The organism is Sutcliffiella horikoshii, assembly GCF_008180725.1.
In the GTDB taxonomy this organism is placed as follows: domain Bacteria; phylum Bacillota; class Bacilli; order Bacillales; family Bacillaceae_I; genus Sutcliffiella_A; species Sutcliffiella_A horikoshii_B.
Genome location: NZ_VTEV01000005.1, coordinates 193,761 through 218,890, shown reverse-complemented (window position 1 = coordinate 218,890; position 25,130 = coordinate 193,761). Strand labels below are relative to the sequence as shown.

At 40.8% G+C, this 25,130-nt stretch carries 28 protein-coding genes; 14 read left to right on the top strand and 14 right to left on the bottom strand.

Annotation, left to right across the window (positions count from 1 at the left end; translation table 11 throughout):
- The first annotated feature begins 88 nt into the window (after positions 1 to 88).
- Entirely contained in the window at positions 89 to 853 is a 765-nt protein-coding gene (locus tag FZC76_RS13390; RefSeq protein WP_148988678.1) for an arylamine N-acetyltransferase, read from the top strand.
- 825 nt (positions 854 to 1,678) lie between these two features.
- Here FZC76_RS13390 and FZC76_RS13385 read toward each other — a convergent pair.
- On the bottom strand, positions 1,679 to 2,407 hold the full coding sequence (locus FZC76_RS13385; protein ID WP_148988677.1) for a TspO/MBR family protein: 729 nt from the start codon (positions 2,405 to 2,407) through the stop codon (positions 1,679 to 1,681).
- A 189-nt stretch (positions 2,408 to 2,596) separates the two neighbouring features.
- On the opposite strand from FZC76_RS13385, the gene FZC76_RS13380 reads away from it, so the two are divergent.
- The 3 genes from FZC76_RS13380 to FZC76_RS13370 all read left to right on the top strand — a co-directional run bounded on the left by FZC76_RS13380 (position 2,597) and on the right by FZC76_RS13370 (position 6,440).
- Positions 2,597 to 3,925: a polysaccharide biosynthesis protein gene (locus tag FZC76_RS13380; RefSeq protein WP_148988676.1), complete on the top strand. Its 1,329-nt coding sequence runs from the start codon at positions 2,597 to 2,599 to the stop codon at positions 3,923 to 3,925.
- Between the two features lie 435 nt (positions 3,926 to 4,360).
- The gene (locus tag FZC76_RS13375) at positions 4,361 to 5,215 is read left to right on the top strand and encodes a YitT family protein (RefSeq protein ID WP_148988675.1); all 855 of its coding nucleotides are present in this window, start codon (positions 4,361 to 4,363) and stop codon (positions 5,213 to 5,215) included.
- A gap of 133 nt (positions 5,216 to 5,348) precedes the next feature.
- A complete protein-coding gene (locus FZC76_RS13370; protein WP_148988674.1) occupies positions 5,349 to 6,440 on the top strand; it encodes a nitric oxide synthase oxygenase in 1,092 nt (363 codons plus the stop codon).
- A 240-nt stretch (positions 6,441 to 6,680) separates the two neighbouring features.
- Here FZC76_RS13370 and mreBH read toward each other — a convergent pair whose 3' ends face one another.
- Positions 6,681 to 7,688, bottom strand: a complete 1,008-nt coding sequence (gene mreBH, locus FZC76_RS13365) for a rod-share determining protein MreBH (protein ID WP_060664306.1) — start codon at positions 7,686 to 7,688, stop codon at positions 6,681 to 6,683.
- 213 nt (positions 7,689 to 7,901) lie between these two features.
- Between mreBH and FZC76_RS13360 the strand changes: the two genes are divergently transcribed.
- The gene (locus FZC76_RS13360; RefSeq protein WP_148988673.1) at positions 7,902 to 8,474 is read left to right on the top strand and encodes a hypothetical protein; all 573 of its coding nucleotides are present in this window, start codon (positions 7,902 to 7,904) and stop codon (positions 8,472 to 8,474) included.
- Positions 8,475 to 8,507: 33 nt separating this feature from the next.
- Here FZC76_RS13360 and FZC76_RS13355 read toward each other — a convergent pair whose 3' ends face one another.
- Positions 8,508 to 9,179, bottom strand: a complete 672-nt coding sequence (locus FZC76_RS13355; protein ID WP_148988672.1) for a class F sortase — start codon at positions 9,177 to 9,179, stop codon at positions 8,508 to 8,510.
- Complete coding sequence (locus tag FZC76_RS13350; RefSeq protein WP_148988671.1) at positions 9,163 to 9,963, bottom strand: DUF4397 domain-containing protein; 801 nt, start codon at positions 9,961 to 9,963, stop codon at positions 9,163 to 9,165. The genes FZC76_RS13355 and FZC76_RS13350 overlap by 17 nt, the downstream gene beginning before the upstream one ends.
- A 331-nt stretch (positions 9,964 to 10,294) precedes the next feature.
- Here FZC76_RS13350 and FZC76_RS13345 point away from each other — a divergent pair, with 331 nt between their 5' ends.
- Positions 10,295 to 10,612, top strand: a complete 318-nt coding sequence (locus FZC76_RS13345) for a hypothetical protein (RefSeq protein ID WP_148988670.1) — start codon at positions 10,295 to 10,297, stop codon at positions 10,610 to 10,612.
- Between the two features lie 182 nt (positions 10,613 to 10,794).
- Positions 10,795 to 11,244 (top strand): NUDIX domain-containing protein, encoded by a 450-nt coding sequence (locus FZC76_RS13340; RefSeq protein ID WP_262372601.1) that lies wholly within the window; start codon positions 10,795 to 10,797, stop codon positions 11,242 to 11,244.
- A gap of 152 nt (positions 11,245 to 11,396) precedes the next feature.
- Here the strand turns inward: FZC76_RS13340 and FZC76_RS13335 are convergent, their stop codons facing one another.
- Complete coding sequence (locus FZC76_RS13335; RefSeq protein WP_148988669.1) at positions 11,397 to 12,692, bottom strand: NCS2 family permease; 1,296 nt, start codon at positions 12,690 to 12,692, stop codon at positions 11,397 to 11,399.
- 116 nt (positions 12,693 to 12,808) lie between these two features.
- Here FZC76_RS13335 and FZC76_RS13330 point away from each other — a divergent pair, with 116 nt between their 5' ends.
- Positions 12,809 to 13,255: a DnaJ family domain-containing protein gene (locus tag FZC76_RS13330; protein ID WP_262372600.1), complete on the top strand. Its 447-nt coding sequence runs from the start codon at positions 12,809 to 12,811 to the stop codon at positions 13,253 to 13,255.
- 95 nt (positions 13,256 to 13,350) lie between these two features.
- On the opposite strand, the gene chbG is transcribed toward FZC76_RS13330, so the two are convergent.
- From chbG to FZC76_RS13305, 5 genes are read right to left on the bottom strand one after another with little or no spacing between them, the layout of a single operon-like run.
- A complete protein-coding gene (chbG, locus tag FZC76_RS13325; RefSeq protein WP_148988668.1) occupies positions 13,351 to 14,067 on the bottom strand; it encodes a chitin disaccharide deacetylase in 717 nt (238 codons plus the stop codon).
- Entirely contained in the window at positions 14,064 to 15,398 is a 1,335-nt protein-coding gene (locus tag FZC76_RS13320; protein ID WP_148988667.1) for a 6-phospho-beta-glucosidase, read from the bottom strand. The genes chbG and FZC76_RS13320 overlap by 4 nt, the downstream gene beginning before the upstream one ends.
- Positions 15,399 to 15,413: 15 nt before the next feature.
- Positions 15,414 to 15,728 carry a PTS lactose/cellobiose transporter subunit IIA gene (locus FZC76_RS13315; RefSeq protein WP_148988666.1) on the bottom strand — a complete coding sequence of 105 codons (315 nt, stop codon included), beginning with the start codon at positions 15,726 to 15,728 and terminating at the stop codon, positions 15,414 to 15,416.
- Positions 15,729 to 15,749: 21 nt separating this feature from the next.
- Positions 15,750 to 17,057: a PTS sugar transporter subunit IIC gene (locus FZC76_RS13310; RefSeq protein WP_148988665.1), complete on the bottom strand. Its 1,308-nt coding sequence runs from the start codon at positions 17,055 to 17,057 to the stop codon at positions 15,750 to 15,752.
- A complete protein-coding gene (locus tag FZC76_RS13305) occupies positions 17,058 to 17,366 on the bottom strand; it encodes a PTS sugar transporter subunit IIB (RefSeq protein ID WP_148988664.1) in 309 nt (102 codons plus the stop codon).
- Between the two features lie 167 nt (positions 17,367 to 17,533).
- Between FZC76_RS13305 and FZC76_RS13300 the strand changes: the two genes are divergently transcribed.
- The 5 genes from FZC76_RS13300 (at position 17,534) to FZC76_RS23485 (ending at position 22,069) form a co-directional block, all read left to right on the top strand.
- A complete protein-coding gene (locus FZC76_RS13300) occupies positions 17,534 to 18,256 on the top strand; it encodes a GntR family transcriptional regulator (RefSeq protein ID WP_262372597.1) in 723 nt (240 codons plus the stop codon).
- Positions 18,257 to 18,425: 169 nt separating this feature from the next.
- Positions 18,426 to 19,103 carry a response regulator transcription factor gene (locus tag FZC76_RS13295; RefSeq protein WP_148988662.1) on the top strand — a complete coding sequence of 226 codons (678 nt, stop codon included), beginning with the start codon at positions 18,426 to 18,428 and terminating at the stop codon, positions 19,101 to 19,103.
- Complete coding sequence (locus tag FZC76_RS13290) at positions 19,100 to 20,524, top strand: sensor histidine kinase (protein ID WP_148988661.1); 1,425 nt, start codon at positions 19,100 to 19,102, stop codon at positions 20,522 to 20,524. The genes FZC76_RS13295 and FZC76_RS13290 overlap by 4 nt, the downstream gene beginning before the upstream one ends.
- A 102-nt stretch (positions 20,525 to 20,626) precedes the next feature.
- Positions 20,627 to 21,868, top strand: a complete 1,242-nt coding sequence (locus FZC76_RS13285) for a S1C family serine protease (RefSeq protein WP_148988660.1) — start codon at positions 20,627 to 20,629, stop codon at positions 21,866 to 21,868.
- A gap of 66 nt (positions 21,869 to 21,934) precedes the next feature.
- Positions 21,935 to 22,069 (top strand): hypothetical protein, encoded by a 135-nt coding sequence (locus FZC76_RS23485; protein WP_010191666.1) that lies wholly within the window; start codon positions 21,935 to 21,937, stop codon positions 22,067 to 22,069.
- A 351-nt stretch (positions 22,070 to 22,420) separates the two neighbouring features.
- Here the strand turns inward: FZC76_RS23485 and FZC76_RS23080 are convergent, their stop codons facing one another.
- From FZC76_RS23080 to FZC76_RS13275, 4 genes are all read right to left on the bottom strand, one after another.
- A complete protein-coding gene (locus tag FZC76_RS23080) occupies positions 22,421 to 22,585 on the bottom strand; it encodes a hypothetical protein (RefSeq protein WP_187442069.1) in 165 nt (54 codons plus the stop codon).
- A 324-nt stretch (positions 22,586 to 22,909) separates the two neighbouring features.
- A complete protein-coding gene (locus tag FZC76_RS13280; RefSeq protein WP_148988659.1) occupies positions 22,910 to 23,776 on the bottom strand; it encodes a metal-dependent hydrolase in 867 nt (288 codons plus the stop codon).
- An 88-nt stretch (positions 23,777 to 23,864) separates the two neighbouring features.
- The gene (locus FZC76_RS23075) at positions 23,865 to 24,032 is read right to left on the bottom strand and encodes a hypothetical protein (protein ID WP_187442068.1); all 168 of its coding nucleotides are present in this window, start codon (positions 24,030 to 24,032) and stop codon (positions 23,865 to 23,867) included.
- A 282-nt stretch (positions 24,033 to 24,314) separates the two neighbouring features.
- The gene (locus FZC76_RS13275; RefSeq protein ID WP_010191662.1) at positions 24,315 to 24,539 is read right to left on the bottom strand and encodes a DUF1128 domain-containing protein; all 225 of its coding nucleotides are present in this window, start codon (positions 24,537 to 24,539) and stop codon (positions 24,315 to 24,317) included.
- 192 nt (positions 24,540 to 24,731) lie between these two features.
- Between FZC76_RS13275 and FZC76_RS13270 the strand changes: the two genes are divergently transcribed.
- A complete protein-coding gene (locus FZC76_RS13270; RefSeq protein ID WP_148988658.1) occupies positions 24,732 to 25,088 on the top strand; it encodes a YtxH domain-containing protein in 357 nt (118 codons plus the stop codon).
- The last annotated feature ends 42 nt before the right edge of the window (positions 25,089 to 25,130 follow it).

Here is a 25,130-nt window from a genome sequence, read left to right as displayed (position 1 = left end):
TCTTTCATCATCTGCTATATTAATAGATGAAAGATGATAGAGGTTTGCTTGGACAATCTGGAAGATTTTTTATATTGGAGGTAGGAATATGAGTGTAAAAGATAGATTCCTGGATTATCTAGGTGTAAAGGAAAAAGAAACGAGTCTTGAATTTTTAAATGAATTGATTGCAGCTCACCAGACCAAGGTAAGATGGGAAACATGGACAAAGTTCCTTGATTTTGAGGAAAGGAAGCAGGAGGATTTTTATCTGCCAAGTATGGAGGAATATGTAGACAGAGTCATAAAGACGGGAACTGGTGGTACTTGCTGGACATTGGCAATTGGTTTTCATTATTTGCTGAAGGAGCTTGGATTTAAAGTAAATTACTTGTATATGACGCCTGGTCATCTCTGTTTACAGGTAGAGCTGGATCAGCCCTATTATGTGGATGTTGGTTACTGTGCTCCGTTTTTTGAGGCGTTTCCATTGCATACCTCATTTGAAGTGTGTACGGATATGGAAACCTTCCGTTATCAGGTAAACGGGGATGAGGCGTTGGTAGAGCGTACCCCAGGCCCCACAAAATCGTTAGGATTAAAGCCTGTTACATTTGATGATGTGAAGGGTCCTTTGCTAGACTCCCATAATTGGGAAGAGGGGTTTTCTTTTCATAGCCTGAGGATGTTTGGTTATATTGATGGGGTCCCTTATCAGTTGCGTGAAAATTCCATTCGACGATTTAAGGATCAAACACATGTGGAAGAAGAATTGACCGACGAGCAGATGCGTTATTGGATAGAAGAAAAGTTTGGTGCAGATTACGGTGTATACTTGCGAGCGAAGGAGATATACCGAAAGCGTAAGGGATAGGGAAGCTCACGGTATTTTTATGGTGGTGGAGCAAGTCTAAAGGAAAATGTTTTTCTCTTTGGACTCGCTTAAGGAATGACTCCCACTCCGGTTGAAAACGAGGAGACATTGTCCTCATAGAAGGCGAATGACTCCCGCACAGAGCGAAAACGAGGAGACATTGTCCTCATAGAAGGCGAATGACTCCCGCTGAGAGTGAAAACGAGGAAACATTGTCCTCATAGAAGGCGAATGACTCCCGCTGCGAGTGAAAACAAAGGAACATTGTCCTTATAGAGGGCGAATGCCCCCCGCACAGAGTGAAAACGAGGAAACATTGTCCTCATAGAAGGCGAATGACTCCCGCACAGAGTGAAAACGAGGAAACATTGTCCTCATAGAAGGCGAATGACTCCCGCACARAGTGAAAACGAGGAAACATTGTCCTCATAGAAGGCGAATGACTCCCGCACAGAGTGAAAACAAAGAAACATTGTCCTCATAGAAGGCTAATGACTCCCGCACAGAGTGAAAACGAGGAAACATTGTCCTCATAGAAGGCGAATGACTCCCGCCGCGAGTGAAAACGAGGAGACATTGTCCTCATAGAAGGCGAATGACTCCCGCACAGAGTGAAAACGAGGAAACATTGTCCTCATAGAAGGCGAATGCCCCCCGCACAGAGTGAAAACGAGGAAACATTGTCCTCATAGAAGGCGAATGACTCCCGCACAGAGCGAAAACGAGGAGACATTGTCCTCATAGATTACGAATGACTCCCGCCACGGACGAAAATAAGGAAGCATGGTCCTCATTCACCGATAACCCCATCATATAAAAATGTAACTAATCTTTCTTACCTACCTTACCTCCAAGCAACGTCATTACCAAAATCACGGCAGCCAGGGCATACGCAACATATGCGACATTGCTATAGTCTGCCATATTCTTAACACCGATTCCAATAAATGCCCATACGAACACAAGCGGATAAATCCAGTCTTCTTGAGAAATTCGGAACCAAACTGCTAAAAGCGTGGCAACAACGAGCATGATGACCGTCCATGTCACATCTGATAATCCAAATCCATCCCAACCCTTTTCAACCAAAACATAACTGATATTGGCAATGGTTGCGACACTAATCCAGCCAAGATAAATGGAGAACGTTGCAAAATCCAGCTTGCCTGGGTTAGATGCGCGCATTTTCGTATATAGTGCGATAAGTGTTAGCAATAAGCTAATCATCACAACCACCGTTGTCACCCAGAATCCGTAATGCCACAAAACCACCCAGGCACTATTTAATAAGCAACTTAAGACAAAAAGGCCACTGGTGTTCACGTATATCGGCAGGTCCCTGCGTGATTTCGGAAACTGACGAATTATCCAAATACCAAGCAACAGATAAATCAAACCCCAAATAGAGAATACATAGCCTGCCGGTTGAAATAGTACGGTGATACGGTTGGCGATATCGCCTGTAGTAAGCCCATTAAGCGGGAGGGCATTAGCAAGATAATTTACAACTATGACCAATATTAATGCTGCGATGTTCAATAAAAGTCTCCACATCCGAAACACTCCTTTCTTCTCTCTACTATTACTATTCCTTTTGTCGAACATACATAACCATCCTGATATGCCTGGGATAAAGAATAAGTAGAAGGACTCACAACATTCCAGCCATATTTTCACAACTTGTCTCATAAAATATGAAATGGATTTTTAAGAGTGAGAGTTGGAGAGGGGACAATTTTGGCTATGAATAAATTTTTCAAAGGGACACTCCTTCTGGCAATCGCCGCCTTTCTAGGAGAAAGTATAGAATTTATCGTAAATATGGTATTGGCAAAAAACCTTGGAGAAGAAGGTATGGGGCTTTATATGTCTGTCCTGCCAGTTATTTTTCTGGTAGTGGTCATCTCGAGTTTGGAGTTGCCTATATCTATCTCCAAATATGTCGCTGCCAAAGAAGAGAAGTATCATCAAAGCATGCTTCATCATGCCATGAGACTGACCATTGTTTTTACCATGATGGTGCTGTTTGTTGCAGTTATCATCTTGCCATTTGTTCCGGTATTTCAGCACTATCATCCACTTGTAAAATGGTTGATTCTGATTTTGATACCGGTCATTTCCTTCTCTTCTATCGCGAGAGGATACTTTATGGGCCTTCAGCATATGGGTAAAATTGCAATCTCTAACTTTCTAAGAAAAATCATGCAACTTAGTCTACTTGTTCTTGTATATCACTTCTTCCATTTTACGTTGGAGGTATCCATCCTGATTGCCCTTTGCACACTGGTGGCGACAGAGCTGATTGTCTGTTTGTATCTTCTATATATGTACAGGCTCCAGTATATCGAATTAAAAACGAAGGCTGCCGCCCGAATTGATGGAAGAACAGTGAGGAAGAGCTTGCTTGAGGTTTCCATTCCTACAACAGGGATGAGACTTTTCCATGCGGTAACCAATGCGATTCAACCTTTTCTTATTAAAATAGCACTTGTAAAAGCAGGACTCACCCATACAATTGCTCTCGAGGAGTTTGGGCTTCTTGCAGGGGTGGCACTGACCATTGGCTTTTTTCCTGGATTTATTACCCACTCTTTGTTGATAGTCCTTATTCCCACAGTGTCTGAGGCCCATGCGAATGATGATTATAGGAAGATGCAGAGGCTGTTAAAGCAAGTGATGATCATCACCTTTTTTTATGGCATCCCTATTGTGATGGTCTTTTATCACTTTGCTATCCCGCTGACCAATGTCTTTTTTGAAAATTCCCATGCTGCATCTTATGTGCAACTATTATGGCCTTTCTTTCTCTTTCATTTGTTTGTTTCGCCACTACAGGCATATTTGATAGGTTTAGGGTTAATTAAGGATGCTTTTTTACACTCCATCTGGTCAACATGTATTTCATTTATACTTATGTTTCTTCTCGGTTCACTTCCTAGTCTGCAAATGAACGGGGTGATCCTTGGCATGAATACGGGGATGGTGCTTTTAACGTTGATGCATTATTTTACTGTTTGTAGCAAAATCCATGTCACGCTATGGTTGAAACGGATTGATTCTCCCTCTGTTTAAGGAAGCCACTGAAAGAATCTTTTTTTAAGATATTATTTAGACAACCGCTGTTGATTTCCGCAAATGGCTTCGCTTTCCTAGGGGCGGTGCTTGAGCCTCCTCGCTCTGCTGTGGGGTGTCTCAAGCTACCGCTATTTCCCTTAGGACAAGGAAGGCTCCGGCAGCGATACATCGCACGAAGAAAATGCGTAGCATTTTCGAGGAGTCTTCGCCTTTTGCTCCAATCAACAGCTAGAATTCACTAATTACATAATATTTAAGTTTTTCAGTGGCTTGCGTATAAGCGAAAAGAAATGTTTAAACAAACGTTTGTTTCACGTGAAAAGAATTAATCCGCTTTCAATTGTGCAACTTCTTTTTTATGTGTTTACATGCTTGGTCATGGTCTTTATAATCCCAACTAGACTGTAAAATACTAGAGGGAGGCTGATCGTTATGAACAAACACTTGAAAACACTCTTATTCTTGCACGTAGGTCCTCTTTTTGTTGCGATACATGTACACTTTTTTCTCTCTCCTAATAGCTTGGCAACAGGGGGAGTAAGTGGACTTTCTATTATATTAAACGATGTGTTCCCGATGGTTTCTATCGGTGTGTTAATGTTGATCGTCAATTTACTTTTATTTGTTGTGGGTTTTTTACTGCTTGGATTCGGATTTGGAGCAAAAACGATTTATACGAGTGTCATGCTGTCTGTAATGGTATGGCTCTTAGGGGCTCTTTTTCCTATTAGCGGGCCTATTAGTGAGGACATTTTAATTCAATTAATTATAGGGCAATGCATTGCGGCTCTTGGAATGGCGCTTGTATTCAATCAGCGTGCTTCCACAGGAGGAACTGATATTATTGCATTGATTTTAAATAAGTATTTTTCGGTTGATATGGGCCGCGGCGTCCTGTTAGCAGATATCTTTATTGCCTTGTCTTCCATCTTGGTTTTCGGACCGGAAGTAGGGATGTATGCTGTTTTCGGTGTCATTCTAAATGGCTTGGTTATTGACTACGTACTTCAGCAGGTGAACGAAATGCGTGAAGTGGTCATCATAAGTAGTGAAAGTGATCAGATTCGCTCCTATATCGTGGGGCAGTTGGGCCGTGGGGCAACCATACACTATGCAAAAGGTGCTTTTACCTCTGATGAAAAAGAAGTAATTACTACCATCTTGAACAAAAAAGACTTCTCTAAATTGAAAAAGTTCATCGGTGCAACGGACGAACAAGCGTTTATCACCGTCCATAATATGAAAGAAATATTAGGACAGAACTTTAAACAATTGGTGACGAAGTGAGTTTTGGGGACAGCCCCCTCGACCCATTTGCGGGTGAGGAGCCTGTCCCTATTTATTACCAGCACCCAAAAGTTTCATTTCCTATGCCAAAAAGCTACAATAGGAGAAGGGAAATTTAGTTGAGGTGGACATATTGTTAGAAAAAAAGGAAGTTCTTACAAAAAAAGCAGAGGAATTCATCCTGCAATGTTATCAGGAATTGGGAAAATCTGAGGACGAAATGAATTCCAGGTTGCAACTGATAAAAGATGAAATAGACCTATATGGATATTATGAACATACATATGAAGAGTTATCACATGGTGCAAAAATGGCTTGGCGCAATAGCAATCGTTGCATAGGCAGGCTATTCTGGAATTCGTTACATGTAATAGACCGTCGACACTTAGAGGACGAAGCGGATATTGCAGAAGCGTTGATGCATCACATTGAATTTGCCACAAACAATGGGAAAATAAAGCCTACGATCACTGTTTTTCGTCAGCAAAAAGAAGAAGGTAAACAGGTGCGTATATGGAATCATCAACTCTTGCGATACGCTGGATATGAGAATGACTACGGAATTATCGGGGACCCTGCTTCCATTGATTTCACGAGAAAATGTCAGGGACTAGGATGGGAAGGGGCAAAGACTCACTTTGATATATTGCCATTAATTGTGCAGGTGGATGGAGCGGAGCCGCAACTATTTACCATACCAGATGACATTGTGCTTGAAGTGCCGATTGTGCATCCTACTATGCCCGCGTTTGATGATTTGGGTTTAAAATGGTATGGAACTCCATTAATTTCCGATATGCGATTAGAAATAGGAGGCATTCACTATACTGCTGCCCCATTTAACGGCTGGTATATGGAAACAGAGATCGGTGCGAGAAATTTTGCCGATGCTGATAGATACAATATGCTCCCAAAAGTTGCTTCCCTTATGGAGCTTGAAATGAGTACGAATGCGACGATGTGGAAGGATAAGGCGCTGATAGAGTTGAATCTAGCGGTGGTCCACTCCTTTAAGGAAAAGGGCGTCAGCATTGTCGATCATCATACGGCAGCGATGCAGTTTAAGCATTTTGAAGAGAAGGAAGCGGAGAGCTGCCGACATGTAACAGGAGAATGGGCATGGTTGATTCCACCGGTGTCACCTGCTGCCACACATATCTTCCATAAGTCGTATGATAATAAAATCGTGTTGCCCAATTATTTTTATCAAGATAAGTTGTATTGAATTTGGCCTCAAGTTTAACGTGATTTCTAGCTGTTGATTAGAGCAAATGGCGAAGACTCCAGCGGGGGAGAAACGGTAGGTTGAGACCCCGCAACGAAGTGAGGAGGCTCAAGCGCCGTCCCGCGGAAAGCGCAGCCATTTGCGGAAAGGAACAGCGGCGTATGGCAAAAAAACTAAAATCCTTAACACACAAAAAACCGAGCCCTGAGATAGGAGCTCGGTTTTGTTGTATTTTTAAAATTAAGTAGCGGCCTTTTGCAGCTTATGAATAACAGTCAATGATTTCCCGGTACCGATCGCAACAGACTCCAATGGGTTTGGTGCAACATACACAGGCACAACGATCTCATTACTTAACCATTCCTGCATGCCGTTCAACAGAGCTCCGCCACCAGTGATAATAACCCCTCTGTCAACAATGTCCCCACTTAGTTCAGGAGGGCAATCTTCGAGCGTTGCACGGATAGCTTCAAGGATGTGCAATAAAGATTCTTTGATTGCTTTTTGAATTTCAGTAGAATGCAATTCGATTGTTTTTGGTAGACCTGTTACAAGGTCACGACCGCGGATTTCCATTGTGATTTCTTCATGGTCCACTAGTGCATAACCAATCGTCATTTTGATTTGCTCAGCTGTACGCTCACCAATCAACAGGTTGTAGTTTTTGCGTACGTGATGCACGATATCGTCATCAAACTGGTCTCCACCTACACGGATAGAGTTACAAGAAACTACGCCACCGTAGGAGATGATGGCAACTTCCGTTGTACCGCCTCCGATGTCTACTACCACGTTAGCCACAGGCTCGTCTACCGGTAAGTCTGCACCGATTGCAGCTGCTACAGGTTCTTCAATCAAATGTACATGTTTAGCTCCACAGTTTTTTACCGCGTCTTGAATCGCACGACGCTCAACAGACGTAGAGCCAGATGGTGTACATACAACCACACTTGGCTTACGGATGGAGAAGCCCATCGCTTTGCCCGCTTTTTTCATGATTTGCTTTAACATGCTTGTCGTGATGTCGAAATCTGCGATAACGCCATCCTTCAATGGTCGAACTGCTACGATTCTTCCTGGAGTCTTCCCAATCATGTTTTTTGCTTCTGTACCAACAGCAAGCACGGCCTTTGTTTCTAAATCAATTGCTACAACGGACGGTTCATTGAACACAATCCCTTTACTTTTACTATAAACCAGCGTATTCGCTGTACCTAAGTCGATCCCAATTTCAGTTGTTGAAAACATAATCCATTCACCCAATCTTTTAGTTAGTTAGTTTAGGTCTCTTATATACTTTCTACGAAGAATGTCGTTTTGTGGGGGTGAAATAACTAGAATAATATGGTAATATATTTAGGGGGAATGTAAGGAGTAAATACACTATCAAACTATTAGAAACTCATGGATTTTACTGGATAGTTATGTTATATTCTAGAAAAAAACGGGGATATACTGCCTATGATTTTTCGTAATGAGCAAAAAGAAATAGAAGAAATAGAAGACGATCGCTTTTGGGATATTAATCCTAGAACGGTTACTTTTTTCTTAATGGCGTTGGCCCTAATTGTGGGGGGCATCACTTTTCTAAGCTTTTATGATGGGATGAAAGTGAAGAGTCAGGAAGAAGTAGCGAATTATGTAAATGAAATGAATCAACTTTTGTTAAAAAGTAAACATTATACCGATTCTGTGGAAGACTCCCTGAAGAATGGTACCGTATCTGATTTTGCCAAAGAAGACGAAAAGGAATTTCGTTCCCTTATGGTTACTGCAAGTAAATTGTCTGTTCCACTAAAGTGGAAAGAGCATCAAGAAGCAGCAGCAGGGCTAATAACTGCGAGGTATATGTTTTTCTATCAATATCAGCAGAATGTTAGGCTTGGGGAAGAAGACATTGAGGAAAAGTTGTCTGAACTTGAAAAGCTTGAAAAGGTAGAAAAAGAAGTGCTTCTTTCTTCGTTTGATGCTTCAGGTATTACTTATCGTGAATCTGAAGAAGGAAAGATCACCTTCTCCATTAAAACCTATTAAAAAACCTGAAGTTCTCTCTTTTATAGAGGCGCTTCAGGTTTCTTTTAATTCCGTGTAGACAACCAGGCGTTCTTGATGGTTGTTTGTTTTACGATCATATAGACCTGTGCAAGTAATCAAGTTTAATCGTTGCTTGTTTGTTGGTCCAAATATGGTCCGAATCGGTGCTTGATTGTACGGATAAGCTTCCTTGCCAGTTACCACAAAGGTTAAGGTTTGGTTACCATCTTCCACAATAATCTCATCACCAATCTCCAAATCTTTCAAATAGAAAAAAATGGCGGGGCCAGTGTAGTCGTCAACGTGTGCAGCCAACACTGCATTTCCTTTTGCACCAGGTTTTGTTCCAGGTTCAAACCAAGCGACAGTTTCTCCATCTTCAGGAACAGCCATCGCACCTGATTCATCGAGCCCGTATGGTTTCACATTGGCATCAACATTGATGGCAGGAATGGTGAGCCTAGTAGGAATGATGCCTTTGGGAGGAATAGTCATTTCTGGTTTGTTAGAGTTAGCTTGATTTTTATCATCAGGTTTGTTGTCATTTTCATCTACTTGTGAAGCTATTTCTTCCGCCGGAGCTTTGACTGACTCCGGCGGAAGATTTGTATCAGCTTCATTTTGTGTAATAGGTGTACATGCTGTGGTGAAGATTAGTAGGCTTCCCAACAGACCTATTAGTTTCTTATTATTTTTGTGCCGCAAAGCGACGCACTCCAACAGCCGCTGCTCCAACTACTAGAAGGCCAGCAATTAAAGCCCAAGAGTTGATTCCGTTAGATTGTGAAGCACCACCCATACCTGTTTGAGGCATTTCGCTTGGCATCATCGTGTTATCTTCTAATAATAGTACTTCAATGCTGTCTACTGTGTTGATTGCATATACAGAGTAAACTTTATTTTCCTCAAGCATTGTACCAGACAAGTCTAATACTTGCTCTCCACCATCAGCAGTACGAACTTCCAAATCATACGTTCCAGCATCCAATGTCATGTAATCTGTTACTGCTTTAAATTCAGCACCAGAGAAAACGTCATCTCCACCAATTAATCCAACATTTACTGCAGGTGCATCAGGTGAGAAGTGACCTACACGAATTTTTGATTGACCTTCAGCTACCATGTTGTCATCAGTAGTAACGGATAATTCAAGGTTTTCCACTGTGTTGATTGCTGCAACAGTATAAGACATTCCAGCTTCAACTGTTAAATCAGTAGCGATAACCGGATCTGCTTCGCCCATCGTTCCAGCTGCATAGATTTCAACTTTGTGCGTTCCTGCTGGCAGGTTCATATAATCAGTAGCTGCTTTGAATTCTGCATTTTCCACTGTTGCTTCGCCATTTACATAAACATCAACTGCTGGAGCATCAGGTGAAGCGTGAATGATACGAACCATTGCGTGGTCATCTGCACTTGCAAAGCTTCCTAATACCGAGAATGCCAAAATACTTGCGATACCTGCAATCAATAAACGTAACTTTTTCAATCAAATCTCTCCCTTTTGTATAATTTATGTACAGGTGATGTGCATCTCCTGTATAACTACTATATACCACAATACTTTGAATTAAAACTAATAATATGCTCTTGAATGTGCTCAAGTGAAAAATGAATTTGTTTTATGCGTTAAGACTGCGGGTATTACAACACTATAAAAACAAGGAGGCGATAGAATGAGTAAACTATTTAAAAGAGTATTTATTGCAGTGTTACCGATATTGGTGAAAGAAGGATTCCGTTATTATAAAGAAAGAAAAAGCACGTCCACCAGCACAAAAAGTGCGTAAGGATATGGTGTTTGAAAGGAGGAAATTCCGTTGGACAAGTTTATATACTATGTAACAATGGAAACGGGTCAAATTCACCGGGAACCATTTGACGAACAGGTTAAATATTATGAAGTCCTTGCAACGCAGGAAGAAATTCATGAGATTGAAAGACTTTTTGAGGAACTGCATAGGACAGAATATAGTCCAGATGCATTTAAAAGCCCGTTAAATGAAAAAAGCACGCAAGAGCATCGGGACAAGCAACAATTAATCCTCGATAAAATTATCGTAGCCATTTATGAACTGGGTACGGACGTGACAAAAGAAGAGATTCGAACGATGAATGGAATGAACCAGCGTGTTTAATTGGGCGCTGGTTTTTTTATGGGGGTAGAGTGTGAGATTGGTAGCATCTAACCATAAATAAGAACAATATGGAATAAATAATTTGGAATAAAGACCTATTTTTGGCTATACCTCGGGCTTTCCGTTGAAAGTGGCGTGCGACCGCGTTAGACTAGTAAAAAAGCAGTGTTAGGAGTATTCCTATGATGAATAAACAAAAACAGATCAGTATGTATCCTGCAGTGGCAGTGATCATCTTTGATGAACAAAAAAGAATCTTATTGCAAAAGCGAGCAGATGTGGGGTTATGGACTATTCCAGCCGGGCATGTTGAGCCGGGTGAGACAGTGGAGGAAGCGGCTGTGCGCGAAGTGTATCAAGATACAGGACTGGTGGTCGATCCGTACCGCCTGATTGGAGTCTACTCTGACCCAGAATCACAAACCTTCGAATACCCGGATGGGCGCTTAGTCCAGTTTGTTACATCCTATTTTGAAGCCGAAATTACGGGAGGGACTACAACTAAGAAGGACCCTTCATTAATAGAGCTAGAATTCTTTGCCCCAAACAAATTGCCGCATGACCTGTTGCCCATGCATCCAAGATGGCTCGTCGATGCATTTTCAGATCGACCTGAGGCGTTTGTAAGGTGAAGACAGAATAGAAATAAAGGAAAATTTGGAGTAACTGTTAAGTATTCGACGCTAACTTAAAAAATCCTTGAGGGGTCTGACCCCCTCAAGGATTTTTTTCAATATCTTTCTACTTATATATATCAATCAATCTAAAATCAATCTTCGAACCATTAATGCACATTTGTTAGAAACGTCAGGAAGAAGAGCGCCGCAATCACGTAAAGTGGGGCGGAGACTTCTTTTGCTTTGCCTAGTACCAGCTTCATTAGCGGGTAGGCGATGAATCCGAATGCAATTCCGTCTGCGATAGAGTAAGAGAATGGGATCATTACAATTACTAGAAATGCAGGGAAACCTTCTGATAAGTCTTGGAAGTCGATTTGCTTTACTGATTGAAGCATCAGTACACCAATGATCATCAAGATTGGCGCGATCGCACTGCCAGGAATTATTTTAATGAAGGGAATTGCAAAAATGGAAAGCAAAAATAGGCTTCCTGTCGTTATTGCTGTTACACCGGTTCTTCCGCCAGCCGCAATACCTGCTGCCGTTTCTACTGTTGAAACGGTAGGGCTGGTACCGAAAAGTCCACTTGTTAAGATAGAAATTCCGTTCGCCTGGAAGGAACGTTTGAACTTTTCGGGGCGGTTAATCATTCCAAGGTGCCCGTTGATAAGCCCGATGTTCTCAAACAGGAGAACCATCGTTAAAGAGAAGACAGCCACTAAAAATGTGAACTCTCCAATCTTTGCAAATGAAACGGCACCAAATAAGGAAAGATAGCTATCCATCGGTAAAGCACTTCCTCCAACATCAGAAAAGCTTACCACTCCTAATACAGCTGCAATAATGGTACCAGCAACAATACTAATTAAAAAGTTGGCTGGGACATTTCGCATAAATAACGTAACGGCTAAAATAACAGTCAGAATTGTGGCAACCACATAAGGATTAGAAACATCTCCTAGTGATAATAGGGAGTTTTCACCCTTAACGATAAGACCGCCTTTTTCTAAACCGATCAGGGTTAAAAATAATCCCAACCCAACCGTAATCGCATGCTTTAAAGAGCTTGGAATCGCCTCGAGTAGCACTTGTGCAAGTTTTGTAAACGAGATAATCGTTACTATCACACCAGAAACTACTACAACGCCCAATGCTTCTTGCCAGGTTAATCCCATAGAGTGAACCAGCGTATAGGTAAACATAGCGTTGATTCCCATACCAGGAACGAGGATGATCGGCGCATTTGCCCAAAACCCCATCAGCCAACAGCCCACTACACAAGTGAGGATAGTGGCGATGATTCCGGCTTCCATCGGAATACCTGCTTCTGCAAGAATCGTTGCATTAACAGCAATAATGTACACAATGGTAAAGAAAGAGATCATTCCGGCCATCATTTCACGTTTTAAAGTCGTCTCATGACCAGCCAAATCAAATGAATTCTTCATCCATTGAAGCATATAAAAACACCTTATTCAGTTTCCCTCTCCCACCCGGCCGCACAGGACCCACAAACATGTATTATAACGCGCAAACACCCTTCCGACAATAGTAAATTTTGTTGGGGGTTGTTAGAATGTTCAGAAAAAATACACACTCTTTTGGATGGAAATGGGGTAAACTGGTAGTAATGAAATGGAAAAGGGTGAGTGCGGTGGACTTTTTTCGACTAACAGATGAAAAAATCAAAAAAGCTTATGAAGATGGAGAATTTGAAAACCTGCCAGGATACGGAAAACGTTTGGAGCTTGAGGATTTATCGAATGTACCTCCAGAAATGAGAATGGCCTACAAAATGATGAAAAATGCAGGAATGATGGAAGAACAACAAGTGCGGACAGAAATTGAATATTTGGAGGACCTTATTGATGGTGCAAATAGTGAAGCGGAGGAAGCTCGTTTGAACCAAAGATTGACTGAAAAACAGCTTCGGCTTCAGCAACTCATCCAAAAGAAGAAAAAAGAAGCCAATTCAGCCGTTTTTAAAGATTATCAATCACAAATCATGAGAAAATTCGATTAAAGTATAACGTAATTGGCCGGCTAGACCTTTAGTATCAGGAATAGCCGGCTTTTCTGTGAAGAGTTTCTGGTTGAAGCTGAAGAGGTCCTAGAAGTTTAGCCTAATACCACCCCATCTGGTATATCGCTATTGATTAATATATCTAATTCCTTAACACGTTGGACATGATAGCTGGAGTTTTCTAACAAAAATGAATCTAAATAAGCCGGATGGCACATCACCTCGACAGTTGTTTCGTCTGCCACATAATGAGGGAGTCTTTCAAAATAATTTGGCTCGATAGAATCTCCATAAAAGTCCAGTAAGCATATGTCGGTAAAAGATTTTATTTTAGGTAGTGTAAATAAACCATTTGCTCTAACAGGAAGATTATATTGTTTGGCAAGTTTTTGTATGACCGGAAGCAGTTGAGGCAATGTGTGAACATGATGGTGACTGTCCAGATGAGTGGGATGGAGGCCACTAGCTAGAAACTTTTTGATTTGGGCATCCCATTCCCGTTCCACTTCTTTCAGCTTCCACGGAATTTCACCTGTATTACTATTAACAGCAGATAACCGCAAAAAGGCACCCTTTTCATCAACTAGTGAAGGCACATCCTGATTAATTGGGTAGCCTCCGGTTAGAACGAGATGGATGCCTACCCCTAATGCCGGATGAGCCTTTGCCAGTTCAATGGCATGCTCAGTGCCAGGCATGTTCATCATCATGGTAGTAGAGGTGACAATTCCATATAAATGGCTGTCCAAGATTCCATAGTTCACACCTTGGCATAAACCAAAATCATCTGCATTTACAATCAATCTGATCATAAACTGCTCCCATCTTTGAAAAAGTTAGGTAAAAAATCTTTATGTGCCACAAGCATTTCATCTAAAATTTGTTTGGCGAGCTTATCAGACCCAATAAGAGGGTTGATGGTCAACGCAAGGAGTGCTTGGTTATAGTCACCATTGATAGCAGCTTCAATGGTTATCCGTTCAAATGATTTGATCGTATGCACTAATCCTTGAACTGCAATAGGAAGTTCGCCTACCGCTAATGGCTTCGGTCCATCTTTAGTAATGACACAGCTCACCTCCACGGCAGAATCTGCAGGAATTCCCATAATAGCTCCATTGTTCTTTGTGTTTACCGGTTGGATGTCGCGTTTATCTGTATAAATGGAATGAATGAGGCGACATGCTGCGTCGCTATAATAGGCGCCACCTCTTTGCTCCAGTTGTGGTGGCTTAACAGAAAGGTCAGGATCTTTGTATAGTTCAAACAAGGAAGTTTCCAATGATTTGACGACGTCTGCGCGTGTACCAACATTTTTGCTTGCTTCCCAATCCTTTTCCAGCATGTCTCTTGTTTTGTAATAATAGGTATGATATGGACAAGGGAAGAGGTTAAGTGCTTTCAAAAACGCAGGTTCCCAGCCTAATGCATGGATATTTTTCATTACAATGGAGTCCTTGCTTTCAATCAGCAATGACAACAAATTTTCCTTTACACTGATGCCATCCACAAAAACATCTAAGCCATAAACAAGGTGATTAAGGCCGGCAAAATCAATACGAAGGCGGCTGGCATCAACACCGAGAACCTGTGCGGCACCCATCTCCATTCCGATTGGAACATTGCACAATCCTACAACCTTTTGAATGCGGGAATGACGCAGAACAGCTTCTGTTATCATTCCCGCAGGATTGGTAAAATTGATGAGCCAGGCATCGGGGCAAAGGGTTTCCATCTCCTTGCAAATTTCCAGGATGACGGGAATGGTGCGAAGGGCTTTGAAAAAGCCTCCTGCACCATTAGTTTCTTGGCCAAGTACGCCATATTTCATTGGAATACGTTCATCCTTTGCTCTGGCCTCAAGCATCCCTACACGGATTTGTGTAGTGACAAAATCAGCATCTTTTAAGGCTTCCTTACGATTTAAAGTTAGATGAACTTTTATTGGTAACTTTGCTTTTTCCACCATTCGTTTTGCCAAACTGCCGACTATCTCTAGCTTTTCTTTCCCTTCCGCTATATCTACAAGCCAGATTTCTTCTACAGGTAATTCGTGGTATCGTTTGATGAACCCTTCCATTAATTCAGGGGTATAGCTGGAACCGCCCCCAATGGTAACAATCTTCAATCCTTTTTTCTTCATCGACTCCAACCCTTCTTAGTTGAGCTTCTGATATAGTGCGATGAATTCCTGTGTTAAGTCTTTTACAGTGAGTGCATTCATCAAATGGTCCTGGGCGTGGACAAGTAAAACTGGAATATCATACTTATCGCCTTTTGCCTCCGCTTGAATCAAATCTGTTTGAAAACGATGAGCTTTCAGAAATTCCCCATCCGCAGCCTCGATCAGCTCAGATGCTTTGTGGAATTCGCCTTTTTTTGCTTTCTGTAGTGCTTCCATAGCAAGACTACGAGCGTTGCCACTGTGTAATATCAGTTGAAACGACAGGTCATATAATTGCTCTTTTTTCATAATGATATCTCCTTATATCACTTATTTAGTCTCCTCTAATTTTCTATCCTCCGCTCTACCATTGAAGTAAACGAATGGCAGGTAGATCAGGATGGAAATGGCTAGATTTACAAGGGCAAGTACAGCACCGGAAATGTGACCTCCAGTCGCAAGATATCCTCCTATTCCCGCTGGAGTAACCCATGGAATACTTGCGGTGACAACCGGATGTACCAATCCCAGACTTATTGCACTATAGGCGACGATTGTCATAACTACAGGAGCCAAAATAAAGGGAATCAACCAGATGGGATTTAATACAATCGGAAGTCCAAATAGAATTGGTTCATTGATTTGGAAAACTCCAGGTGGTGTACCTAAGGCAAGAAGTTGCTTATGACGTCTTCTTGCTGTAAGAAACATAGCAATAATCAAGCCTAATGTCGCACCAGCTCCTCCTAAATACACGAAAGCGTCCAAGAATGGACCTGCCAATACAGCATATTGATCTAATTCTGTAACACCCGCTGCATATAAATCGGTATTTTTTGTTCCCGTGGAAGTGAAGAGTGGGGTCGTGATTCCACCAAGGATATTTGTTCCATGTAAGCCGACCGCCCAGAAAATATGAACTAAAAAGACGATGAGTACTGCGAAAAAGGGAGTGTCTACTGCATTTGTAAGGGGAGAAACTAAGACGGTGTTTAGCCAATCATTTAAAGGATCGCCATCAGTAAAAATTCGGAACAGTAGTCCGATAATTCCGAACGCTAAGATAGTTAGGATTCCAGGAATCAGTTTTGCAAATGCTCCGGAAACAGCAGGTGGAACACCATCAGGTAGCTTGATTCGGAAAGCTTTTACACGAGTGAATCTGATGAAAACTTCTGTGGACAATAATGCGACAATGATTCCTGTAAATAGAGAGGTGGAGTTGAAATAACCGAAATGGATAAAGCCCCAAGCACCTTCTGTCTCAGGAACCTTTCCAATTTGAGGGACAAATATAAAGAAACAAGCTGCAGCGATAAGCATCGCTTCAAAACCGTCATCCCCGTATGATTTTGCTAATTTGTGAGCGATTCCAAAAACAGCAAAAATGGTCATAAATGCAAAGGTTCCCCACCAGATATCCCCTCCTAGGGTGGTCCATGTAGGCCCGAAAATGGCCTCCATCATTCTTCCGTATGGCTTAATAATAGAACCAAGATTGTTTAGTAGAACAGCGAACGACCCTATCATCGTAATGGCGATCATTCCGATTAATGCGTCCCTTACCGCGAGAAGATGACGATTGTTCCCGAGTTTATAAGCAGAAGGCACAATATATTTTTCTAAGAAGTTTCTCATCTATGAATCCCCCTTTATGAGTGCAATAGCTTGGTTTAATACTTCCTGTCCATTACATAATCCGTAATGCATTGGATTAATCGCTTCAACAGGAATTCTTCCTCCCACATCTTTTTGAAATTGCGTAATCAAAAACCTGACTTGAGGTCCAACAAGCAATACATCTGCCTGATTTATATAATTTTTCACCTCTGAACTTCCTACAGCCCAAATCTTGCAATCTATCCCTTGATCAGCAGCGCTTTTTTCCATCTTCGTTACAAGTAAACTTGTTGACATTCCAGCAGAACAGCATAATAGGATATTCATCTTCCCCCTCCTTATCAATTAATAGTGCAAGTATTTTACTAACTCTAGCTCCTTTCTGGTAATATTTGAAAATGTTTTTGGTGCTAAAACTTTGTAGTAATAAATATATGTGGTAGTAAGACAAATATTATTTGTCATGACAAATTATTTTTTGGAGGGCGATGAAAATGACTGCAAAAGAAGATAGTACCTTACATACAAAAGTAAAGCAGATGATTTTAGAAAAAATTAAATCAGGGGAGTATAAATCAGATTCAAAACTACCGACCGAAGCAGAATTTTGTAATGCATTCAAGGTAAGCAGGACTACGGTCAGAACGGCGCTTCAGCAACTGGCCGCGGAAGGATATGTGTATAAACAGCAAGGAAGTGGAACTTTTGTATCCGGGAAAAAGGTAAAACAAAAGCTCACTTCCACTGTGGAAAATTTTTCAGAACAAATTACATTACAAGGGAAAAATCCGTCTATTAAAGTATTAAGTCTAGAAGTTGTTCCTGCGGATGTTTTCTTGGAAGAAGTATTTGATTTAAAGGCTGGTGATCCTGTAAATAAACTGGAGAGAATACGGAGTGTCAATGGGGAACCTCTTCAATATGAAGTTGCCTTCTTGCCTTGGAAAAAGACCCCTGGACTGAATATAGAAGCATGCGAAAATTCTCTTTATAATGTGCTGCAAAAAGAACATGGACATTTCATAAAAAAAACAGTGGAAAACCTTGAAATAGTGGCAGCTTCAAAAGAAGTTCAAAAAAAACTAGAGATACCAGCCGGCTCCCCTTGCTTTTCATTGGAAACCTACGCTTATCTTGAAGATAGTACGGTAATAGAATATTCTAAGACCATTTTTAGAGGAGATATGGCCAACTTTGTAATAGAAAGGAATTATTGAAGCACTATTCTTATTTTACAAGGGGATTACAACAGCGTTACACTTTCAATTCTCATCAAATTCTCATCCCACCAACACCAATATTTAGGTAGTATAAAAGAGAGACTCAAAATTAGGCAATTCGTCTAAAATAAATCATAGAACCCACACTTAAAGTGGAGGTGCAACCATGTGCAAAGTACTTATAATAGAAGACGAAAAAAATCTTGCTCGCTTTATTGAGTTGGAATTACAATATGAAGGTTTTGAAGTTGCCACATCCTATGATGGGAGAGAGGGACTTGATCTCGCATTAAAAGAAGAGTGGGATATAATCTTGCTAGATCTGATGCTACCTGGACTTAGTGGGATGGAAGTTTGTCGGAGAATACGTGCAGCCAAAGAAACCCCTATCATTATGTTGACTGCAAGGGATAGTGTGATGGACAAGGTATCAGGTCTTGATAGTGGTGCCGATGACTATATGTCCAAACCATTTGCTATTGAGGAGCTACTCGCAAGAATTCGTGCACTTTTCCGCCGTATGGATGGAAAGAAGGAAGATGCACATAATATCCTGTCATTTAGAGAGCTGAAAGTAGACCTGGATGCAAGAACCGTCACGAGGGCGGAAGAACAGATTGAACTGACAAAAAGGGAATTCGACCTACTTGTGGTGTTCATAACCAATATTAACAGGGTGCTTACAAGGGAACTATTGTTAGATAAAGTATGGGAGTTAGGCTCGTACGCTGAAACTAATGTTGTAGATGTCTATGTCCGTTATTTGCGCAATAAGATTGATAAACCAAACGAAGAGAGCTATATCCAAACAGTGCGAGGGACAGGTTACGTGATGAGAAAATGACTAAATTGCAAAGATATATAAAGCAACTGCCAATCAGGTGGAAAATTACTATTTGGTCATCATTAGTTTTATTCGTCCTTTTTGTAGCCTATAACTCTGTACAATATTATGTAATGAGAACATGGATGATTGAACAAGAGGAACGAAATATCCAGGAAAAGATGAAAGAAATACAAGCATATTTCTCTGAACAACCATTTTTTGTAGGAAGGTCTGAGATAGTAAATAGCAGCGGTTTCATAGAGAAAGTAAATGAAACAAATGAACTTATCCGTGTCATCGACAGAGAGGGAACGCTGCTGGTTGCAGTTGCAACAAATCTCCCGCGAGAATTACTTATCACTCCAGTAGAAAGCAAAAACCTTGAGCATGTGAAGGTAAATGGAAAACATTATCTCATTCATCGAAAACCTGTGATTACCAATGGATTTATTGGGTACATAGAAATAATAAGAGACTTAAAGAATTATGAGCGGCTTCGAGGGTTGATTTTTCTAGTCACCTGGTCTGCTGGTGCTGGAGCCATCCTTTTGAGCGGAGTGGGCGGGATGCTTATTGCCAAACAACTCCTGGCCCCGATCCAAGCACTAACGGATACAATGAAACGAATTAAGATGCGCGGCTTTAAAGAACGGGTGCCGCAAGATAAAAACCAAAAGGATGAAATAGCAGATCTGTCCAATGTTTTCAATGAAATGATGAATGATGTAGAAATTTCTTTCCAAAAACAAAAACAATTTGTAGAGGATGCCTCCCATGAACTTCGTACTCCAATATCTATCTTAGAGGGACATCTGAAATTGCTTAACCGTTGGGGGAAGAATGATCCTGAGGTGTTGGAAGAGTCACTAAAGGCTTCACAACAGGAAGTAGAACGGCTCAAAATGCTTGTCTATGAGTTGCTGGAACTCACTAGACTTGAATCAGACAGATTGGAATTAGCAGAGGACTTCATACAGCCTGTCCATGTCGTAGAAGAAGTTGTGAAAAAATTCACCTTACTCTACCCTTCTCTCTCATTTAAGTATGAGAATAACTTATTAAGTGGTATGAAAGTAGCCATAGCAGAAAGGCATTTGGAACAGGTTCTCATCATTTTACTTGATAACGCGGTGAAATATTCTAAAGGTTCAACAACTGTTGAGATTGTTACAGAACAAATTGAAGACCAATTTACATTATCCATAAAAGATTATGGCATTGGAATTCCAAAAGATGATCTAGAAAAAGTTTTTGATCGTTTTTATAGAGTAGATAAAGCACGGAGCAGAGAAAAAGGTGGTCAAGGACTTGGACTCTCCATCGCAAAACGAATGGTGACAAATTACAATGGTACCATTATAGCGGATAGTGTAGAAGGAGAATGGACGATGATTACTGTTAAGTTAAATGGTGTACTAGAAGAAACACAACAAGAGTAACACAACTGAATTTTCTCATCATATTCTCATTTTTCTTTAAGATTACTTTCATCCTAATAGGGTTAAATAAAAGTAGATAAAAATTGATGAGGTGAAGCGAGTATGGGTTATTATGACGATCATGTAACTCAAAAGAGAACTAGGAAAGAAAAAAGCTTCGGAAAAGTAGTGTTTGCGGCAGTTACAGGTGGAGTTGTAGGTGCGCTTGGAATTGTAGCCATGTTACCTGTCCTTTTGGACTGGGGATTTTACATGGATAACAACGAGACCGGTGCAGCTGAATCAACACCAATGAGTGTAGAAACCAACTCGGTAGTACAAACAGACCAAGTGGAATACGAAAAGATACAAACAAACATCACAAATGCGGTAGAAAACGTTTCTGAAGCTGTAGTTGGGGTAGTTAATATACAAAGTGGAGGAAATTCCTTGTTTGACCCACGTGGTGGACAGGGAGATCAAGAGGCTGGAACCGGCTCGGGTGTTGTTTACAAGAAGGAAAACGGTAAAGCTTATATTGTAACTAACGCACATGTTATTGACGGAGCATCAAAAGTGGAAGTGAGCTTGGTGGATGGAACAAGAGTGGAAGCTGAAGTAGTTGGCAGCGACGCATTGACAGATTTGGCCGTCTTGACGGTAGATGATGCAAACATCAAACAAGTTGCAACTTTCGGTGACTCTGATGCAATCACTCTGGGTGAACCAGTCATTGCTATTGGTAACCCTCTAGGACTTGAATTTTTTGGATCTGTAACACAAGGAATCATTAGTGGAAAAGAGCGGATTATTCCCGTTGACATAGATCAAAATGGTCAGCCTGACTGGGAAGCGGATGTTATCCAAACCGATGCAGCCATAAATCCTGGGAACAGTGGTGGAGCACTTGTTAACCTTCGTGGGGAAGTTATTGGAATCAACTCCATGAAAATTGCTCAATCAAGAGTAGAAGGAATAGGATTTGCCATCCCTATTCGTGCAGTTCAACCAATCATCGAAGATTTAGAGAAGCATAAAGAAGTGCAAAGACCATTTATGGGAGTAGGCTTAGCTTCCCTATCTGATGTCCCTCTTGAAGCACAAAGGTCTACTTTAAAGCTTCCTGAAGAAGTGAAAAGTGGAATCGTCGTTACAGGAGTAGAACCAACTTCTCCGGCGGATAAGGCTGGTCTTAAACAATACGATGTAATCGTTAAATTAGATGACCAAGAAATTAAGGACGCACTTGGTTTAAGAAAATTCCTTTATAGTCAAAAGAATATCGGCGATACGATGAAAGTTACTTATTATCGTGACGGCAAGTTGGAAGAAACAGAAATGAAACTAGTCAAGCAAATGTTCTAGTGTAGAACATAGATTAAAAATGTATGTGTGAAAGTCCAAAAATCTAATGAATAGAGGGATTGAAACATGCAAAAAACTGTAGAAAAAGCCAAAAAAGGAATCGACGTCAGGAAGATTGTCGATAAGTACAAAGCTAAAGGTATTAAGGTAGAAGTAGTAAAACCAAGGTTAGATCTCATTAAAGGTTTAAGCCCACAATAACCATATATTCTCCCCCCTTAAATATATATAGGCGACCGTTATCAAGATTGGTAACTGGTCGCCTTTTGTGATGTTTATCATTATTGAAAAAGGCTCTGTTAAACACACCGCTGTTGATTTACGCACTAGGCTTCGCTTTCCTAGGGGCGTTTGGGGAGCCTCCTCGGCTTGCGCCTCCGGGGTCTCCCCTAAACGCTATCTCCCTCAGGAGTCTTCGCCTATTGCTCCAATCAACAGCTAGGTTGCTGCAAAAACCAACAGTATGCTTTAACAGAGCCTTGAAAAAAGAAATATTAATGAGGTCAAACTAAAAAACCGGACATTTGTCACGGTTTTGTAAGGGAAATCTATTTATTTGGTAATTAGTTCTTGAACCATGTATTTTTGATAGATATGAATGATTTCTTCATCATCCATTCCTAGAACTTCTTCGCGCAGGTGGCCTTTGTTAGTTAATGTTTGTTCTACACTTTCACGTTCCATGTCCGTTAAAAAGTATCTCTTTGAAACTATCATCTTCTAGCACCTCGTTTGTTTTTTAGTATTTAATGATAGTATTCCCAGTTTAGTAGAATAATATACATGAAAACCTAAAAAAAACGAAAAAATTATAAAATCTCCTTAAACGCCGCTGTTGATTTCCGCAAATGGCTTCGCTTTCCTAGGGGCGCTGCTGGAGCCTCATCGGCTTACGCCTGCGGTGTCTCAAGCTACCGCTATCTCCCTCAGGAGTCTTCGCCTTTTGCTTCAATCAACAGCTATAAATTATTTAGAACAGCAGGGGTTTCGCGTCTTTCACTTCAACAAACAAGCAACAAGATGGATGTTAATAGTTCAAATTTATTGTTTTTCTATATATTCAAATAGGAATGATTGGCCGTTTCGGTAGAATCTTGGGTCGTAGATGCCCAGTTTTTCTTCATCATCGACAATTACTACAAATGGAGACCATTCGTATAAGGTTTTTGCTTCTGGAACTTCGGCAAATAGTGTGTCCAGGTCGGCTTCTTCTGCGGATTTTAATGTGTATTGCAATTTAGGTTTTGTGAAAAGTGCATCATCAAAGATTTCCACGGTATGTTCATTTTTACCTATGACAGAAAAATGCCAAGGGAGGAAACTTGCAGACAATGCGACTTGTTCGTATTTGTCTTCATATTGCTTGTACAACAGATATCCCTGGCTAGTTTGTAAGGTAATATGAGCAATTATTAGAACCCACACCAAGCGATAAAGTTGATGTCTTTCCTTATTCCAAAGCTTTTTGGCAAAAAAGGCGATAGCAATAATTATCCAGATGACAAAATCTACGATTGGGATGGTGCCAAAGGTTACTCTTATGGTAGAGAAGGGCTCTAGGTATCCTGTTCCCCAAGCATTAAATAAGTCTGATGTGTTATGGATGAAAACAGCAATAAGCGGGACCCAGAGAAAACGCCAATCTTTTCTTTTTAAAAACCAGATACTAATTAGAAAGAAAAGCAATGCCCAAATCGGAACCATAAACAATGAGTGGGTAATGCCCCTGTGCCACATTTGATACATGCCTTCTGTATCCCAGAAGCTGGAGATGACATCACTGTCCGGAATTTGGCTTGCCCCAACAGCTGAGACAAACATTGCTATTTTCGTTTTTTTGTCATCTTGGCGCTTGTCGACTGCGCCGTATATGGTCATCCCAAAAAGTGTATGGGTAATCGTATCCAAAGTAAGCCACCTCATCGTATGTCTATTCCTTATTTATTTTACCTTATTAAGTCCAAATAAAAAAAGAAACAACCTTCTGGAGGCTGCTTCATTTTGCATTTATGGATTCATTTTCTTCTGTCGGATCTGGAGGCAGAGGATCAATTTCGATGGCGTCTTTTTTGTTAAGTCCTTGTGAGACATTATAGAGAAAGATGCCCATCAATAAAAATAATAATAAGACAAATCCTATGGTTGCTGCGTATAGAAAAACCATGCTTATCCCCCCTCTGTACACTTATATGCACAAGGAAGGGGGGCTAGTACTATGTTTAATTAAAGGTTGAATGTTGAAATGTAAGTTTTTAGCTGTTGATTGGAGCAAATGGCGAAGACTCCTGAGGGAGATAGTGCTAGGTGGAGACCCCGCAGGCGTAGCCGAGGAGGCTCCAGCAGCGCCCCTAGGAAAGCGAAGCCGTTTTGCGGAAATCAACAGCGGTGTTTAACAAAGTATTTAACATAAAAAACACCTACCGAAGTAAGTGTTTTAGAAATCAAGTTATTGTTTACGCAGGTTGCCTAGTTCTTCGGCGATTGCTTGCATTTCGTTCGGGCTGAATGATGGTTTTCTCATGACAAGTTCATAAATATCTTTTAACTCTTCATACATTTCTTCATCAAAATGGGAAGGCTTAATGGCGCCAAGGTTTAATACTTTTAATTTCCCTTTGATGGCTTCAATCATATATTCTACATTTTCGGTTGATTTTTCTGTTAAGTTCATCTGAACCGTCCTTTCGTTCCATAGCTTTTCCTTATTTTATCATGAATGGAGAAAAAACAGTATCTTCTTCTGGAAACTGGGGTATTAAACCAGTACAAGATTCGTGAAAGTTTCGAAATATGTTTATAATAAAGGTATGATTGACGGAAGATGTATGTAAGAGAAAAACTAATGGATAGGAGAGAGATTATTATGGGGAACAGAAATAAATTAGTGGATGGTATGTTAATTGGGGCGCTTATCGGTGGGGCCATTTCTTTATTAGATAAAAATACAAGAACTACAGTCATACATAATGGCAAGTGTGTTGGTTCAAAATTAAAGTATGCGATGCAGCATCCACAGGAAATTGCTGATTCAGTACGACATCAAATTGAATCTGTGAAAACAACAGTGGAAGATGTATCAAAAGATATTGATTATCTTCGTTCTAAAGTGAATGAGTTAAAAGAAACGACACCTCAGATGCTTGAGATAGTAACGGAAACAAAAGAAGTGATTGCCAAGCATTTAGATTCGGCAGAGCGAAAAAATAAAAACTTGTCGTAAGGTGGACTTGCTCACAATAGAATAGAGTAAATGATATGTGCT